Origin of the sequence: Rhizobium sp. 2MFCol3.1, assembly GCF_000377565.1 — a bacterium.
Lineage (GTDB): Bacteria > Pseudomonadota > Alphaproteobacteria > Rhizobiales > Rhizobiaceae > Rhizobium.
Map to the genome: position 1 here is coordinate 549,883 of NZ_KB898355.1, position 15,605 is coordinate 565,487.

The 15,605-nt window shown below is 63.3% G+C and carries 12 protein-coding genes; 8 read left to right on the plus strand and 4 right to left on the minus strand.

Annotation, left to right across the window (positions count from 1 at the left end):
- Positions 1 to 46: 46 nt before the first annotated feature.
- Entirely contained in the window at positions 47 to 1,543 is a 1,497-nt protein-coding gene (locus D460_RS0108385) for an amino acid ABC transporter permease/ATP-binding protein (protein WP_026282926.1), read from the plus strand.
- Positions 1,544 to 1,626: 83 nt separating this feature from the next.
- Here D460_RS0108385 and D460_RS0108390 read toward each other — a convergent pair whose 3' ends face one another.
- From D460_RS0108390 to D460_RS0108400, 3 genes are read right to left on the minus strand one after another with little or no spacing between them, the layout of a single operon-like run.
- Positions 1,627 to 3,339 (minus strand): biotin carboxylase N-terminal domain-containing protein, encoded by a 1,713-nt coding sequence (locus D460_RS0108390; RefSeq protein ID WP_018898093.1) that lies wholly within the window; start codon positions 3,337 to 3,339, stop codon positions 1,627 to 1,629.
- A complete protein-coding gene (locus D460_RS0108395) occupies positions 3,336 to 4,958 on the minus strand; it encodes an urea amidolyase family protein (RefSeq protein WP_018898094.1) in 1,623 nt (540 codons plus the stop codon). The genes D460_RS0108390 and D460_RS0108395 overlap by 4 nt, the downstream gene beginning before the upstream one ends.
- Positions 4,955 to 5,725 carry a 5-oxoprolinase subunit PxpA gene (locus D460_RS0108400; protein WP_018898095.1) on the minus strand — a complete coding sequence of 257 codons (771 nt, stop codon included), beginning with the start codon at positions 5,723 to 5,725 and terminating at the stop codon, positions 4,955 to 4,957. The genes D460_RS0108395 and D460_RS0108400 overlap by 4 nt, the downstream gene beginning before the upstream one ends.
- A gap of 187 nt (positions 5,726 to 5,912) precedes the next feature.
- On the opposite strand from D460_RS0108400, the gene D460_RS0108405 reads away from it, so the two are divergent.
- From D460_RS0108405 to D460_RS0108430, 6 genes are all read left to right on the plus strand, one after another.
- Complete coding sequence (locus tag D460_RS0108405) at positions 5,913 to 6,581, plus strand: GntR family transcriptional regulator (RefSeq protein WP_018898096.1); 669 nt, start codon at positions 5,913 to 5,915, stop codon at positions 6,579 to 6,581.
- 104 nt (positions 6,582 to 6,685) lie between these two features.
- Positions 6,686 to 7,849, plus strand: a complete 1,164-nt coding sequence (locus D460_RS0108410) for an isovaleryl-CoA dehydrogenase (RefSeq protein WP_018898097.1) — start codon at positions 6,686 to 6,688, stop codon at positions 7,847 to 7,849.
- The gene (locus tag D460_RS0108415) at positions 7,849 to 9,444 is read left to right on the plus strand and encodes a carboxyl transferase domain-containing protein (RefSeq protein ID WP_018898098.1); all 1,596 of its coding nucleotides are present in this window, start codon (positions 7,849 to 7,851) and stop codon (positions 9,442 to 9,444) included. The genes D460_RS0108410 and D460_RS0108415 overlap by 1 nt, the downstream gene beginning before the upstream one ends.
- A gap of 26 nt (positions 9,445 to 9,470) precedes the next feature.
- Positions 9,471 to 11,327 (plus strand): biotin carboxylase N-terminal domain-containing protein, encoded by a 1,857-nt coding sequence (locus D460_RS0108420; RefSeq protein WP_018898099.1) that lies wholly within the window; start codon positions 9,471 to 9,473, stop codon positions 11,325 to 11,327.
- Positions 11,327 to 11,779, plus strand: a complete 453-nt coding sequence (locus tag D460_RS0108425; RefSeq protein WP_018898100.1) for a MaoC family dehydratase — start codon at positions 11,327 to 11,329, stop codon at positions 11,777 to 11,779. The genes D460_RS0108420 and D460_RS0108425 overlap by 1 nt, the downstream gene beginning before the upstream one ends.
- The gene (locus D460_RS0108430; protein WP_018898101.1) at positions 11,776 to 12,636 is read left to right on the plus strand and encodes a CoA ester lyase; all 861 of its coding nucleotides are present in this window, start codon (positions 11,776 to 11,778) and stop codon (positions 12,634 to 12,636) included. The genes D460_RS0108425 and D460_RS0108430 overlap by 4 nt, the downstream gene beginning before the upstream one ends.
- Before the next feature lie 73 nt (positions 12,637 to 12,709).
- Here the strand turns inward: D460_RS0108430 and D460_RS34985 are convergent, their stop codons facing one another.
- The gene (locus tag D460_RS34985; protein WP_018898102.1) at positions 12,710 to 14,734 is read right to left on the minus strand and encodes an acyltransferase family protein; all 2,025 of its coding nucleotides are present in this window, start codon (positions 14,732 to 14,734) and stop codon (positions 12,710 to 12,712) included.
- A 191-nt stretch (positions 14,735 to 14,925) separates the two neighbouring features.
- Here D460_RS34985 and D460_RS0108440 point away from each other — a divergent pair, with 191 nt between their 5' ends.
- On the plus strand, positions 14,926 to 15,567 hold the full coding sequence (locus D460_RS0108440) for a MarR family transcriptional regulator (protein WP_018898103.1): 642 nt from the start codon (positions 14,926 to 14,928) through the stop codon (positions 15,565 to 15,567).
- Positions 15,568 to 15,605: the final 38 nt, after the last annotated feature.

Below are 15,605 nucleotides of genomic sequence, written 5' to 3' on the forward strand. Positions count from 1 at the left end.
AATGCGCGGCGCTTCGGCGCCGCTGCTCTTTTGGGGATACCCGCCCATGAACTTCGACTGGAATTACCTCTTCAGCCTCGTGCTCTACCCGGACTTTTGGCGCGCGACGGCGCTCGTCGCCTGGCTCGGCGTGCTGACCTGGGTCATCGGGACCGTGCTCGGCTTCCTGCTCGCACTCGCCCGGCAATCCAGCCTGCGCGCGGTGCGCTGGTTCGCGAAGACCTATATCTGGCTGTTCCGCAGCCTGCCGCTGCTGGTGCTGCTGATCTTCGTCTACAATATGCCGCAGTTCATGCCGGCGCTCGGGCCGGTGCTGTCGGTACCCTTTTGGGCCGGGCTGATCGCGCTCGTGATATCCGAAACCGCCTATCTCGCGGAAATCCATCGTGCCGGCCTCATCGCCGTCGATCCGGGGCAGCATGAAGCGGCCCACGCGCTCGGCGTCCGCCCTGTCGGCAAGTACAGGCATATCATTCTGCCGCAGGCGATCCGCGTGGCGTTGCCTTCGCTCGGCAACGAGTTCATTACCATTGTAAAGCTGACCTCGCTCGTCTCGGTCATCTCGCTCGCGGAAATCCTGCTCGTCGGCCAGCGGCTCTATACCCGCAACTTCATGGTCATCGAAACGCTGGTCGCGGTTTCGTTCTATTACGTGCTCGTCGTCTCGATCTTCAGCTTCTTCCTGGCGCGCCTCGAGGGCCGTCTCGACATCTCCAGGATGACCGGCGCCGAGATCGCGGTGCCGGCAGCTGTCGCGCAGGCAAGCGTAGCGGGCAGCGAACGCCGCGTCGGCGAGGAGGTCGTGGTCGGCATCGATGGCATCAGCAAGAGCTTCGGCGACAAGCGGGCGCTGTCTGACGTGTCGCTTCAGGTGCGCAAGGGCGAGGTGCTCAGCATCATCGGTCCCTCTGGCTCGGGCAAGACGACGCTCATCCGCACGATCAATGCGCTGCAGGATATCGACAACGGCCGTATCATGCTCGACGGAAACGAGTGGATCACGGCCGACGCCAAGGGGTACCGCATGGTTCCCGACTTCCATCACCGGGTCACCTGTCTCGGCATGGTGTTCCAATCGTTCAACCTCTTCCCGCACATGACGGCGCTGGAGAACGTGACGTTTGGTCCGCGCTACCACGGCAATCGCGACAAGCAGGCGGTGCGCGCAGCGGCGATGAACCACCTGGCCCGCGTCGGCCTGGCGGCGCATGCCAACAAGTATCCGCACCAGCTCTCGGGCGGCCAGAAGCAGCGTGTGGCGATTGCCCGCGCGCTTGCCATGGACCCCGAGATCATGCTGTTCGATGAGCCGACCTCGGCGCTCGATCCGGAGTTGGTCGGCGAAGTGCTGCAGGTCATCGAGGGCCTTGCCCGCGAAGGCATGACCATGGTCATCGTCACCCACGAAATGCGCTTCGTCAGCCGCGTCAGCGACCGCGTCGTGATGATGGAAAACGGCCACGTCGTCGTCAACATGACCGCTGACGAGCTGGAGAGTTCCCCGGCCGACAGCCGCATACAGCAGTTCATGCGGCAGAGCTGACCGCTCTTTTATGATCTGAGCAAAAGAAAGCCGGCGGATAGCAAGACCCGCCGGCTTTCCTGTTCTGAGCTCTACTCTTCCTCTTAAGCGATGATCGCCAGCTCCGCGCCGAGAGCGACGCTGTCGCCCACCTTGGCACTGAACTTGATCGTGCCGGCCTTCGGCGCGGCAACGCGTGTCTCCATCTTCATGGCCTCGATCACGGCAACGATCTCGCCCTCGGCAACCGTCGCATTGTCCTCGACCAGCCACTGCCGGAACGTGCCCGGAATGGGAGCGGTAACGGCGCCCTCGCGCTGTTGGGATGCTTGTGGAGCGGAAGTCTGCGGGGCGACCGCGAGGCCGGAAAACAGCGCCGCCGGCAAGCCGATCTCGTGGCGCTTGCCATCGATCTCGATGAAGCTGCGGATGAGGTTGCCGTCGGCGGGCTCGATCCTCGGCGAGGAGGCGACGCCACGGAATTCTGTCTCGATCCAGTTGGTGAAGACCTTGAAGCCGTCCTCGCCGGTAAAGTCCTTCTCCTCGAGAACGGCGCGGTGGAAGGGCAGCACGGATGCCACGCCTTCAATCCGGAATTCGGCCAGCGCGCGGCGCGCGCGGACCAGCGCTTCCTCGCGGGTTGCGCCTGTCACGATCAGCTTCGCCATCATGGAATCATAGAGGCCGGGGATTTCCGAGCCGCTTTCAACGCCGGTGTCGAGGCGAATCCCGGGACCGGACGGCGCGCGGAAGCGGGTGATGAGGCCCGGCGTCGGCAGGAAGCCGCGGCCCGGATCTTCGGCGTTGATGCGGAACTCGAAGGCGTGGCCCCGCGGCTTGGGTGTCTCCGTCACCGAGAGCGGCTCGCCATCGGCAATCCGCAGCTGCTCGATGACGATATCGATGCCGGTGGTCTCCTCGGTCACGGGATGCTCGACCTGCAGGCGCGTGTTGACCTCGAGGAAGGAGATTGTGCCGTTCTGCGAAAGCAGGAACTCGACCGTGCCGGCGCCGGTATAGCCGGCCTTGGCGCAGATCGCGCGGGCGGCGTCATGAATGCGCTGGCGCTGCTCCTCGGTGATGAAGGGAGCCGGCGCCTCTTCGACGAGTTTCTGGTTGCGGCGCTGCAGCGAGCAGTCGCGGGTGCCAAGAACGACGGTGTTGCCATGGCTGTCGGCGATCACCTGCGCCTCGATGTGGCGCGGTTTTTCGAGAAATTGCTCGGCGTAGCACTCGCCGCGGCCGAAGGCTTCCACGGCTTCGCGAACAGCGGAATCGAAGAGCTCACCGACTTCGTCGATATGGTGCGCCACTTTCATGCCGCGCCCGCCGCCGCCGAATGCGGCCTTGATCGCCAGAGGCAATCCGGCTTCGCGGGCGAAGGCGACTGCCTCGGCGGCAGAGGCCAGCGGTCCGGCGGAGCCCTTCACCAGCGGCGCGCCGACGCTTTCGGCAATCCGCCGCGCTTCGACCTTGTCGCCAAGCGCTGTGATGACATCAGGCGCCGGACCGACCCAGATCAGGCCGGCATCGATGACGGCTTGGGCGAACTCCGCGCGTTCCGAAAGGAAGCCATAGCCGGGGTGTACGGCGTCGGCGCCGGCGCGCTTGGCGATTTCGAGGATTTTCTCGATGTTCAGATAGGTGTCGACAGGGCGACCGGCGCCGAGGCCATAGGCTTCGTCTGCAAGTTCGGCATGCAGCGAACTGGCGTCGGCATCCGAATAGATCGCGATCGAGGCGACGCCATAGTCGCGGGCGGCGCGGATGATGCGGATGGCGATTTCGCCGCGATTGGCAATAAGCAGCTTTTTCATGAAATCAGTGTCCTGTTCGGCTCGGTGCCGGCGATGATCTCGCGCGGCTCGAAGACGGAGATCGGATTGAAACGGATACAGGCGCCGATCGGGATCTGGCCGGCGAGGTCAAGATGGTGGCTGGCGACGACGCCGATGACCGGATAGCCGCCTGTCAGCGGATGATCGGCAAGGAAGAGCACGGGCTGGCCGCTATGCGGCACCTGGATCGCGCCGAGTGCGGTGCCTTCCGAGGGCAGTTCCGCATTGTCGGAACGCTCGATCGCCACCTTGCCGTCAAGGCGCATGCCGACGCGGCTGGATTGAGGCGTCACGTCCCATTCCTGCGATGTCAGCGTCGCGACGCCCTGCTCGGTGAACCAGTCAGTACGCGGGCCGAGCACAATGTCGAGCGTCACGACTTCGCCGGCGCGCGGCAGGCGCCGCTGCGCGGCGTGGGTCTGCAAAACAGCAAGTGATCGACGCTCGGCCGCAACCAGAATGTCGCCGGACGCGATCGGCGCCGGGCCGACTTTGGCCAGCGTATCGGTCGCCGCCGAGCCGAGCACCGGCTGAACCTCGAACCCGCCGCGCAGGGCGAGGTAGCTCATCATGCCCTCGGGCGGAATGCCCAGCACCAGCTCGTCGCCGGCATCAAGGGCGATCGGGCTTGCGAAATTGGCGGTGCTCTCGCCACCAGCCGCCGCGCGGATCGTCAGCGGGCAGGGGGCGCCGGTTACCGCGACGGTGACCGGCCGATCGGCCGTGAACGCGAAGCCGCCGAAGAGCACTTCGATCACGGCGGCATCGCGCGGGTTTCCGAGGCAGCGATTGGCCTCGATCATCGCCATGCGGTCGAGCGCGCCGGATTCCGAGACGCCCTGGCTGGCAAGGCCCGGTCGGCCGAGATCCTGGAACAGCGCGGGACGGTCCGCGCGGGTGACCAGCAATCCGGCTTGCTGTTCTGGAGCCTCATTGGCTGACGGCTTGGGTGAGGAGACCGGGACGACAGCGCCCTTGGCGATGTCGCGAAAGCGGACGCGGTCGCCGGGGGCCAGCAGCGCCGCCCGTTCCCGTGTCGTATCCCACATCGCGAGCGGCGTCTTGCCAAGCAGCTGCCAGCCGCCGGGGCTGTCTGATGGGTAGATACCGCCGAACTTGCCGGCGATGGCGACCGAGCCGGCGGGGATTTTTACTCGGGGGCTCTTGCGGCGAGGCACGTCGAAACGTGGATCGTCGCAGGTCATATAAGCGAAGCCAGGGGCAAAACCGGTGAAGGCGACGGTGTATGTCGCCTCGGTGTGGCGCTGGATGACCTCTTCGATCGTACAGCCGAGCATCTCGGCGACATCGCCAAGGTCTTCGCCATCGTAGGAGACCGGGATCTCGAAGAGTTCTCCGCCACGAGAGGAGCGTGTGGAAAGGTCGAGCGCGGCGATCTTGTCGTAAAGCCCCGCGGCGTTCGTCAGCCACGGATCGAAGCGCACCATGACGGTGCGCGCGCCTGGGATCACTTCGCGCACGCCTTCGAGCCCCGCCGCCAGGAGGGCGTCGAGCAGGGTCAGGGTGGCGGCGAGATCGTCGAGCTCGACGAGGAAACTGTCGCTGCCGGATGGCAGGAAACGCAGGCGCTCGCTCATGACGACATATCGACGAAGGATTTGAGGTCTACGCCGCGTGCTTCCAGCGTCTGCCGCAGCGTGCGGGCGATCGCGACGGCAGCCGGCGTGTCGCCGTGAATGCAGATCGACTGCGCGTCGAGCGCGATTTCGGTTCCGTCGATCGCCACAACGCGGCTTTCCGTGACCATGCGCAACATGCGCTCGGCGACGGCTTGCGGATCATGGATCACGGAACCGGCTAGGCGGCGGCTGACGAGGCTGCCGTCGACGTTATAGGCGCGGTCGGCGAAGGCTTCGCAGACGACGGTCAGCCCGGCCTCACGGGCTTGCTCTACGATCGGCGCGCCGGCCAGCGCCATCAGCACGAGGCTTGGATCGACGGCTTTGATACCTTCGATGACATCGGCGGCCTGGCGCGCGTCTTGGGCGATGGTGTTGTAGAGCGCGCCGTGCGGCTTCACGTAGCGCACCCTAGTTCCGGCCGCCTGCGCCAGACCCTGCAAGGCGCCAATCTGGTAGATCGTGTCGCCGACCAGCTCAGCGCTCGACGGATCCATGTTGCGCCGACCAAAGCCGACCAGATCGCGGTAGCCGATATGGGCGCCAACGGCGACACCGCGCCGCGTCGCTTCCTTGAGAACCGTCAAGATGCCGGCCGGGTCGCCGGCGTGAAAGCCGCAGGCGATATTGGCGCTGGTCACCGTCGCCAGCATGGCGGCGTCGTCGCCCATCGGCCATGGGCCGAAACCTTCGCCGAGATCGCTGTTCAGATCGACTGCTGCCATGTTCCATCTCCATTGAACGTACTGGTGTCACGGGTTATTGTTCAATAACGCAATATAAATTGTTCAACAATATAGATTCGTGCAAATTGGTTCGAGAATGTGATGCGCCGCTGTGACGGACGTCCGGTCGTGGTCGTGACACACACTGCTCCCGCCAACCTGATGCATGAGAGGATAAGGGTTCTTCATGATTGACGCGTCGCATGTCCCGGCCGAGGACCAGCCGCTGACCGCCCATGTCGCAGGCCGCATCCGAGACATGCTGATCTCGGGCGAACTGTCGCCGGGCGCGAAGCTCTCGGAGCAGCATATGGCAGCGCATTTTAGCATATCGCGCAACACACTGCGCGAGGTGTTTCGACTGCTGACAAGCCAGAACCTGCTGACCTATATCCCCAACAGGGGGGTGTTCGTCGCAACGCCGGGCGAGGCCAGCGTCGTGGATATCTACCGCGTCCGGCGCGTCATTCAAAAAGGCGCCGTGCAGGCTGCGAGCCCCACGCATCCGGCCCTCAGCCGTATGAAAGACCAGCTGGCGCGAACGGGCGCGGCGCAGGCGAATGGGGACTGGCTAAAGGTCGGGACCATCAACATGGAGTTTCACCGCTCGATGGTGGACCTCTGCGACAGTCCCCGATTGAACGCCGGTTTCGAACTCGTCCTGGCGGAATTGCGGCTGGTCTTCGCGCAGTTCGACGATACGGCTCACCTTCATGAACCCTATATCGCGCTGAACAAAGCCCTGCTTGCGTCCCTTGAGCGCGGCGACACAGACACTGCCACGAAGCAGCTCGACGACTATCTCCTGCGCTCCGAACGCTCTGTCCTCGCCGCCCTGCAGCGCGCCAGATCCTAACGCGGGCATACCGATGCGCCGATCTCTGGGCGGCACGCCAAACATCGATTTTACTAATAGGATCAAGCGCGCTAGCATGATCGCAGTCTGGGAGGACTGGCGACATGCTGGAGTTGGATTTCGGGTTATCCGAAATGGCGGAGGCAATCCGTGAGACGACGCATCGGTTTGCGACCAATCGTATTGCCCCGCTTGCCGCGAGGATAGACGAGGAAGACTGGTTCCCGGTCGAGATCTGGCCCGAGATGGGCGCACTTGGCCTTCACGGCATTACAGTGCCCGAAGAGCATGGCGGCCTTGGGCTCGGCTATCTCGAACACGTTATTGCCTGCGAGGAGATCAGCCGCGCCTCGGCATCGGTCGGCCTGTCCTACGGCGCGCACTCCAATCTCTGCATCAACCAGATTTCGCGCTGGGGATCGGACGAACAGAAACAGCGATATCTCCCATCTCTGATATCCGGCGCGCATGTCGGCAGCCTTGCCATGTCGGAAGCAGGCGCCGGCTCGGACGTCGTCTCGATGCGGCTGCGCGCCGATAGGGTTGACGGCGGTTACCGCCTCAACGGCACCAAATTCTGGATCACCAACGCGCCCTATGCAGACACGCTGGTCGTCTATGCCAAGACCGTTCCCGATGGTGGCTCCAAAGGCATTACCGCCTTTCTGGTTGAGAAGGGTTTTGAGGGTTTTTTGATCGGCCAGAAGATCAACAAGGTCGGCATGAGGGGCTCGCCGACGGCGGAACTGGTCTTCAACGACTGCTTCGTTCCGGAAGAGAACATCATGGGCCCGCTGAATGGCGGCGTTAAAGTGCTGATGTCCGGGCTCGACTATGAGCGCGTGGTGCTTTCCGGCATCCAGCTCGGTATCATGCAGGCCTGCCTGGATGTGGTGCTTCCCTATATCAGGGAGCGCAAGCAGTTCGGAACGCCCATCGGCAGTTTCCAGCTGATCCAGGCAAAGGTGGCGGACATGGTCGTGGCGCTGAATTCGGCTCGCGCCTACGTCTATGCGGTGGCGAGAGCCTGCGATGCCGGCAAGACGACGCGGCATGATGCAGCCGGGGCCATTCTCTACGCGTCTGAGAGTGCGGTCAAAGTGGCCGAGCAGGCGATCCAGGCACTCGGCGGCGCCGGATATACCAAAGACTGGCCGGTGGAGCGGTACTGGCGGGATTCCAAGCTGCTCGACATCGGCGCCGGCACCAACGAAGTGCGCCGCATGCTGATCGGGCGCGAAGTCATCGGCGCTGAGGGGAGGGGCTGATGCCGGAGCTGCAGACGATGCTCGATCCCAGCTCGCAAACCTTCGCCGCCAATCAAGCGCACAATCTAGCTCTCGTGGAGATGCTCCGCTCCAAGGTGGCGCAGGCAGCTTTGGGCGGTTCCGAAAAACATCGCGAGCGGCATGTCGAACGCGGCAAACTTCTCCCGCGTGACCGCGTCCAGCGCCTGCTTGATCCCGGCTCGCCGTTTCTCGAGATCGGACAGCTTGCCGCCAATGGCATGTATGATGACGAGGCGCCCGGCGCGGGCATGATTACAGGCATCGGCCGGGTCTCGGGCGTCGAATGCATGATCCTGGCGCACGACCCGACCGTGAAGGGCGGCGCCTATTTTCCGATGACGGTGAAGAAGCACCTGCGAGCGCAGGAGATCGCCTGGGAAAACCGGCTGCCCTGCATCTATCTCGTCGACTCAGGCGGCGCCAACCTGCCACATCAGGCCGAGGTCTTTCCCGATCGCGATCATTTCGGGCGCATCTTCTACAACCAGGCGCAGATGTCGGCGGCGGGCATCGCCCAGATCGCCTGCGTTATGGGCAGCTGCACCGCGGGTGGGGCTTACGTGCCCGCGATGTCTGACGAAACCGTCATCGTGCGCAATCAGGGAACGATCTTCCTCGCCGGCCCGCCGCTGGTGAAGGCGGCGACGGGCGAGATCATCTCCGCCGAAGAACTCGGCGGAGCGGAGACTCATGGCCGGAAATCCGGCGTCGTCGACCATGTCGCCGAAAACGACGAACATGCGCTGCTGATCGTCCGCGACATCGTCGCGACGCTCAATAGGCCGAAGCGGGTGGATATCGAGGTGGCTGAGGCGCAACCGCCGAAGCTCGATCCGCAGGAGCTCTACGGCATCGTTCCGCGAGACGTCCGTACGCCTTATGACGTCCGCGAGGTTATCGCCCGTATCGTCGATGGCTCTGAACTGCAGGAGTTCAAGGCGCTCTATGGCACCACATTGGTCTGCGGCTTTGCGCGGATCTGGGGCATCCCGGTAGCTATTCTCGCCAATAATGGCGTGCTCTTCTCGGAGAGCGCGCTGAAGGGCGCTCATTTCATCGAGCTTGCCTGTCAGCGGCGCATACCGTTGCTCTTCCTGCAGAACATCTCGGGCTTCATGGTCGGCGGGAAATATGAAGCGGAGGGGATCGCCAAGAACGGCGCGAAGCTGGTGACGGCGGTGGCAACGGCATCGGTGCCGAAGATAACGGTGCTGATCGGCGGCAGCTTCGGCGCTGGCAACTACGGCATGTGCGGCCGCGCCTACCAGCCGCGCTTTCTGTTCACATGGCCGAATGCGCGCATCTCCGTGATGGGCGGCGAGCAGGCCGCCTCCGTCCTGGCGACCGTGCATCGCGATGCCGAGAGCTGGAGCGCCGATGAGGCCGAAGCTTTCAAGGCACCGATCCGGCAGAAATACGAGGACGAGGGCAACCCCTATTATGCCACGGCGCGGCTATGGGACGACGGCATCATCGACCCCGCTCAGACACGCGACGTGCTCGGCCTCGCCTTCGCGGCGACGCTGAATGCGTCGATACCGGAGCGCGCCCAGTTCGGGTTGTTTCGCATGTAGCCGTAAGGGCAGGGAGAGGAGAGACCGTGATAGACAGCCTGCTGATCGCCAATCGCGGCGAGATCGCGAGGAGGATCATAAGAACGGCAAAGCGGGTGGGGATCCGCACCATCGCCGTGCACTCCGAGATCGATGGCGATATGCCCTTCGTTCGCGAGGCGGACGAGGCGGTGTGCATCGGGCCGGCATCGGCCAAGGAGAGCTATCTCAACGCAGACAGGATCATCGACGCCGCGATGCGGACCGGCGCGAAGGCGATCCATCCGGGCTACGGCTTTCTGTCGGAAAATGCCGAGTTCGCAGAACGGGTCACGGCCTCCGGCCTGATCTGGGTCGGGGCGCCTGCGGCTTCGATCCGGGCCATGGGCCTCAAGGATGCGGCCAAAAAGCGGATGATCGCGGCGGGCGTCCCGGTCACGCCGGGCTATCTCGGCGAGGACCAGGCGGACGAGCGGTTGCAGCGGGAGGCGGATGCGATCGGCTACCCTGTTCTCATCAAGGCCGTCGCCGGTGGCGGCGGTAAAGGGATGCGTCGGGTCGATAGCGCCGCGGAATTTCCGGCGGCGCTCGCCAGCTGCCGGCGTGAAGCCGCTTCCGCGTTCGGCGATGACCGGGTGCTGATCGAGAAATACATCCTCTCGCCTCGGCACATCGAGGTCCAGGTGTTCGGCGACACACACGGAAATGTCGTTCACCTGTTCGAACGGGATTGCTCGCTCCAGCGACGCCACCAGAAGGTCATCGAGGAAGCGCCGGCGCCGGGCATGGATGCATCGACGCGAGAGGCCGTCTGCCAGGCCGCGGTTCAGGCAGCGCGCGCGGTCGATTATGTCGGGGCGGGGACGATCGAGTTCATCGCGGATGCGTCAGACGGGCTTCGCGCCGATCGCATCTGGTTCATGGAGATGAACACCAGGCTGCAGGTCGAACATCCTGTGACCGAGGCCATCACCGGTCAGGATCTGGTCGAATGGCAAATCCTGGTCGCATCCGGCGAGCCGCTGCCTATGCGCCAGGAGCAGTTATCGATCAACGGATGGGCAATGGAGGCGCGCCTTTACGCCGAAAACCCATCGACCGGTTTTCTGCCGTCGGTCGGGCGGCTGATCCATCTGAGGTTTCCCGATGGCATCAGGGTCGATAGCGGTGTCGAAGAGGGCAATGAGATCAGCGCCTATTACGATCCGATGATCGCCAAGCTGATCAGCCACGGCGCAACGCACCAGGACGCGGCGCGGCGATTGGCCCGTGCGGCAGCGAATGTCGAGGTCTGGCCCGTGCGCACCAACGCCGCCTTCCTCGCACGCACGCTCGATCACCCCGATTTTCGCACTGGTGCGGTCGACACCGGCTTCATCGAAAGGCACGCGACCGATCTGATTCCGCCGACCGAGCCCAGCGAGCGCGTGCTGCAAGCGGCAGCGCGGGCGATCCTGCCGAAGCCGGGCGGCGGCATATGGACGACAGGAAGCGGCTTTCGTATGAACGCACCGCCGTCGCGGGAGATCGGCATCGAGGTCGGCGGTGCAGCCTATCGCGTGGAACTGCGCGATGGTGGCGAGCCGGCCGTGACCGATGCCGGCGTGCTCTTTCTGGATGGCGAAGCCTGGGCATATGGGCCGCCGCGCGCCGGTCATGCGGGAGGGAGTGCCGGTCATTCCGATGGCGCGATCGTCGCGCCGATGCCGGGCAGGGTGATCGCGCTGATGGTCGCCAAGGGAGATCGGGTGACCCGAGGGCAGCCTCTTGTGGTCATCGAGGCGATGAAGATGGAGCAGACGCTGAGCGCACCGTTTGATGGCGTCGTTTCGGAGATGAAAGTGCTTGCCGAGGCGCAGGTCGTTGAAGGCAGCGTTCTCATGCAGCTGGAAGGAGACCAATGATGGCTGGGCGTCATTTCGAAGACTGGACCATCGGCCAGAGGATTTCGCACGAGATCCGCCGTACGGTCACCGAAACAGACAATCTCCTCTTTTCCACCATGACCCACAATCCGCAGCCACTGCACATCGATGCGGAAGCGGCGAAGGCCAGCGAATTCGGCCAGATACTCGTCAACGGCACCTTCACCTTCGCGCTGATGGTCGGGCTCTCGGTCGGTGACACGACTATGGGCACGCTGGTTGCGAATTTGGGCTACGACAAGCTGGTGATGCCGAAACCTGTTTTCATCGGCGATACGATGCGTGCCGAAACCGAGGTCGCCGAGCTGAGAGAGAGCCGATCGAGGCCCACGGCAGGCATCGTGACCTTCCAGCACGAATTGATCAATCAGCGCGGCGAAGTGGTTTGCAGGTGCCTGCGTAATGCATTGGTGCAGAGGAGACCGGCATGAGGCTGCGCTCGCTGCTCTTCGTGCCGGGGGATCGACCGGACCGCATGCAGAAGGCGCTCGAATCGTCCGCAGACGCCCTGATCCTCGATCTCGAGGATTCCGTCGCCCCGCAGGCAAAACCCGCCGCCAGAACGGCAGTCGCGTCATTCCTGCAATCGGCGGAGCGAAAGGCCCGGTTGTTCGTTCGCATCAGCGCACTGGATAGCGGCCTGGCCGAGGACGATGTCCGCGCCATCCTAGACGCCAAGCCGGACGCCCTCGTGCTGCCGAAAGCGGCGGGCAGCGCGAGCGTGACAGCCTTGGTGGCGATGGCGCCGGACATTCCGATATTGCCCATCGCCACCGAAACACCGGCGGCAATCTTCCAACTGGGGAGTTACGCAGCCGTTCGCCAATCGCTGCTTGGCCTGACCTGGGGTGCCGAGGATTTGCCGGCGGCGATCGGCGCGACGAGCGCCCGCAACGAGGACGGCAGCTACACTCAACCTTACGAACTGGCGCGATCGCTGACCTTGTTCGCCGCCCATGCTGCCGGTGTCTCGGCGATCGAGACCGTCTACCCTGAATTCCGCGACCTGGAAGGGCTGCGAAGTTATGCCCAGCGCGGGCGCCGCGACGGCTTTACCGGCATGATGGCCATTCACCCCTTGCAGGTTCCCGTCATCAACGCGGCCTTTACGCCGACAGAAGCGGAAATCGCCAATGCCAGGGCCACGATCGCCGCGTTTGAGGCAGAGCCAGAAAAGGGCGCTCTTCAGCTCGACGGCCGGATGATCGATGCGCCGCATCTGCGGCAAGCACGGCGGATAATGGAACTCGAAACGCTGCACGGGGACAAAACGCGCGATAGGGAATAGCCTGCACGCGAACGAAGGCGAGCGCCAACGTCCGCGCATGCTTCTCCCTGTCCTCAGGCGTCTCACCCGCTGCCTATCGGAGCTTGGCCGCGATCAGGCGCGCGCCCAGCTGGCTCACATGGTCGTCATCGATATAGAGCGGCTGTCCGTTGAGCTGCAGCAGGCAACGCCCCTCCTGCAGCGTGTTGCAAAACAGCGCCGCCGGCCTGACCCTGACGAGGTTTGGACCACCGCCGATGGCATCGAGCATGATGGTCGAAGCTGCGTTGCGCTCAGCGTTCACCTCGGCCGAGGTCGTCAGATCGACGTTGCGTGCTATGCCGAACATCATCTCTTTCGTGAGATAGGCAGGGACATCCCACCCGGCCTCCGGGATAGGATAGATCAGCACGACTTTCTTGCCGCGATCGAGCAACGACTGAATATGCGCGCGAACAAGCGCCGATACCGCCTGCGTGCGCCCGTCTGGCGATCCATCACCCGCCGACGCGTCAGCCACAGGCTCCATATAGCGGATGATATCGCCTTCGTTGCCACCCTCGCGGTTGTTGAAGAGCGTACCATCGAGCAAGGCTGTCCATCGGGACGCCAGCACGATGGTGTCGATCGAGGGGTGCGCATCCAGATACTGCATAGCATCGACATTGAAGCGCTCGCAGCTTTCTCCCGGCACCGAACTGCGGATGCCAGCTACCGGCATGCAACCGGAATGGGTGAACTGCCTGATGCCAACACCACGGCCCGCAAATACCTTCGCCACTTCAGGTGCGATCGCGGCCGCGTGGCTGTCGCCGTAGAGCATGACGGTTTCCGGCAGGCCTTCATTTCGCATGCAGGTGTCGCCGGCCTGCATGTAGCGCTGCTCGGTGCTGAGGCAGGGCTGGAAAATCGCAACCTCGTCGTTGAATATACCCGCGACATTCCTCGCCTGCTCGGTCAACCGCTCGGGGAAGTTTTGGCGCAACTGGCCGGCGGCACCGATGGCGAAGATGAGCGCGCTCACGCCGACCGCGCCCGCGAAAATGGTGCGCCTGCTCACCTTGGTCGGATTGCGGAACGGCCGCTCGACATAGCGCCAGCTCAGCCATCCCAGGGGAAGCGACAACATGGCGACCGCAAGGCTCACCCAGAGCGACGGCTCGTCCAACATTCTCACACGCAGAAACGCAAGCAGCGGCTGGTGCCAGATGTAGACGCTGTAGCTGATCAGCCCCAACCCCACCACCGGCTTAAGGCTGAGCAGTCTGCCGACGAACGAGCCCGAGCGGGCGAACACCAGCACCAGCGCGGTTCCCACCACGCAGGGCAGAACAAGCAGGCCAGGCGTAGTCGCGGTCGATGGGAAGAAAGCGAGCGATCCGAGGATCAACGCCAACCCGACCGCCGCCAGCCGATCGGCATGGCCGGACAGCGCCTCGCCGCGACCGCTGAGCAGGAAGAGTGCGCCGAGCGCCCCGAGCAGAAGCTCCCAAGCGCGCGAAACGATAAGATAGAAATTCGCGTCCGGGCTCACCGATTGCAGCCAGATTGCGCAACCCAGGCTAGCCAGCGCCATCAAGGCGAGCGCGGGCATGATCAGTTGCCGACGAAGTTTCGACAGGAGCAGCACGGCGAGGGGGAAGAAGAGATAGAACTGTTCTTCGACGGAAAGGCTCCAAGTGTGCAGCAGCGGCTTTTGCGCGGACGTGACGTCGAAATAGCCCGTCTCGATGTAAAACAGGATGTTCGACGCATAAGTCACTGTCGCGACAAGACTTTGCGAGAAATCCTTGTAGGCATTCGGAAGTAGCCAAAGCCATGCGAAGGGCAGGCATACAAGGATCATCAGGAAGAGCGGCGGCAGGATGCGCCGGGCGCGTCTCTCATAAAATCCGACGATCGAAAACCTGTTATCGTCGATGTCGCGGATGATGATCGAGGTGATCAGGAACCCGCTGATCACGAAGAAAATGTCGACGCCAATGAAGCCGCCGCCGAAGAACGGCACGCCTGCGTGAAACAGAACGACCGGCAGAATGGCGATCGCTCGCAGTCCATCGATCTCGGGACGGTAGGATATACCGTGTCCGGCACCATTGCGTGCCGTATTGGTCTTCATCAGCACGCAATTTCCCCCAGGCGCTGGTATAATGTGCGACCTTCTACATCAAATCTATTTAGAGTTGCGAAAATCATATGAGCACAGTTAATCCGTAAACTTCGGTTCAAACTGTCAATGCATTTCGCGGGGGTTTCCGGACACGCAACGACTCCCTTGCACGGTACATAGGATTCCTATATACAGACCTCATGGAAACGCCAAAGAACCCGCACTCCCCCCGTTATCGCATTCGCGAGGGTCTTAACCGCCTCGCCACCGTCCTGCGCGCCGATGAGTGGACGAGGGCCAAAGCCGCGGGCCTCAATCCGACCCAGTTGGCGATCCTCGACCTGCTTGAGGCAAGACCCGATGGCCTCTCCGTCAAAATGATCGCCGCCCATCTCGGCGTGTCGCAGCCCTCGGCGACCGATTCCATCAATGCTCTGGAGAAGAAGGGGCATATCGAGAAGCGGGCCAGCGCGGTGGATGGACGATCCGTCGGCGTGTACCTGAGCCCTGAGGGAAGCGCAGTCCTGCGGCAAGACGCGACGATCGATCTCACAGAGCAGGCGATCGATTGCCTTGATGCCTCCGAGCAGCAGGCGCTGCTTGCCATGTTCATAAAGATGATCCGCAACCTGCAGGAAAAGGATGCCATTCCGGTTCAGCGCATGTGCGTAACCTGTCGATATTTCGCGCCTTTCGCCCATTCGGATGCGGAGCGCCCCCATCACTGTCATTTCGTGAACGCAGCCTTCGGCCAGCCGGAGCTCCGCATCGATTGCCGCGATCACGAACAAGCCGATCCCACGTCCCGGGCTGCCACCTGGGCACGGTTTCAAGCGGGATAACCCCAACCCTCCAGGCAAATAGAGAAAGGAACATTCAC

Bases quoted from the DNA above. Each gene is read 5' to 3' on its own strand.
- D460_RS0108405 (WP_018898096.1), top strand. From the start codon at position 5,913: ATGATTGACGCGTCGCATGTCCCGGCCGAGGACCAGCCGCTGACCGCC.
- D460_RS0108425 (WP_018898100.1), top strand. From the start codon at position 11,327: ATGGCTGGGCGTCATTTCGAAGACTGGACCATCGGCCAGAGGATTTCG.
- D460_RS0108430 (WP_018898101.1), top strand. From the start codon at position 11,776: ATGAGGCTGCGCTCGCTGCTCTTCGTGCCGGGGGATCGACCGGACCGC.
- D460_RS0108440 (WP_018898103.1), top strand. From the start codon at position 14,926: ATGGAAACGCCAAAGAACCCGCACTCCCCCCGTTATCGCATTCGCGAG.
- D460_RS0108390 (WP_018898093.1), bottom strand. From the start codon at position 3,339: ATGAAAAAGCTGCTTATTGCCAATCGCGGCGAAATCGCCATCCGCATC.
- D460_RS34985 (WP_018898102.1), bottom strand. From the start codon at position 14,734: ATGAAGACCAATACGGCACGCAATGGTGCCGGACACGGTATATCCTAC.
- D460_RS0108415 (WP_018898098.1), top strand. From the start codon at position 7,849: ATGCCGGAGCTGCAGACGATGCTCGATCCCAGCTCGCAAACCTTCGCC.
- D460_RS0108410 (WP_018898097.1), top strand. From the start codon at position 6,686: ATGCTGGAGTTGGATTTCGGGTTATCCGAAATGGCGGAGGCAATCCGT.
- D460_RS0108395 (WP_018898094.1), bottom strand. From the start codon at position 4,958: ATGAGCGAGCGCCTGCGTTTCCTGCCATCCGGCAGCGACAGTTTCCTC.
- D460_RS0108400 (WP_018898095.1), bottom strand. From the start codon at position 5,725: ATGGCAGCAGTCGATCTGAACAGCGATCTCGGCGAAGGTTTCGGCCCA.
- D460_RS0108385 (WP_026282926.1), top strand. From the start codon at position 47: ATGAACTTCGACTGGAATTACCTCTTCAGCCTCGTGCTCTACCCGGAC.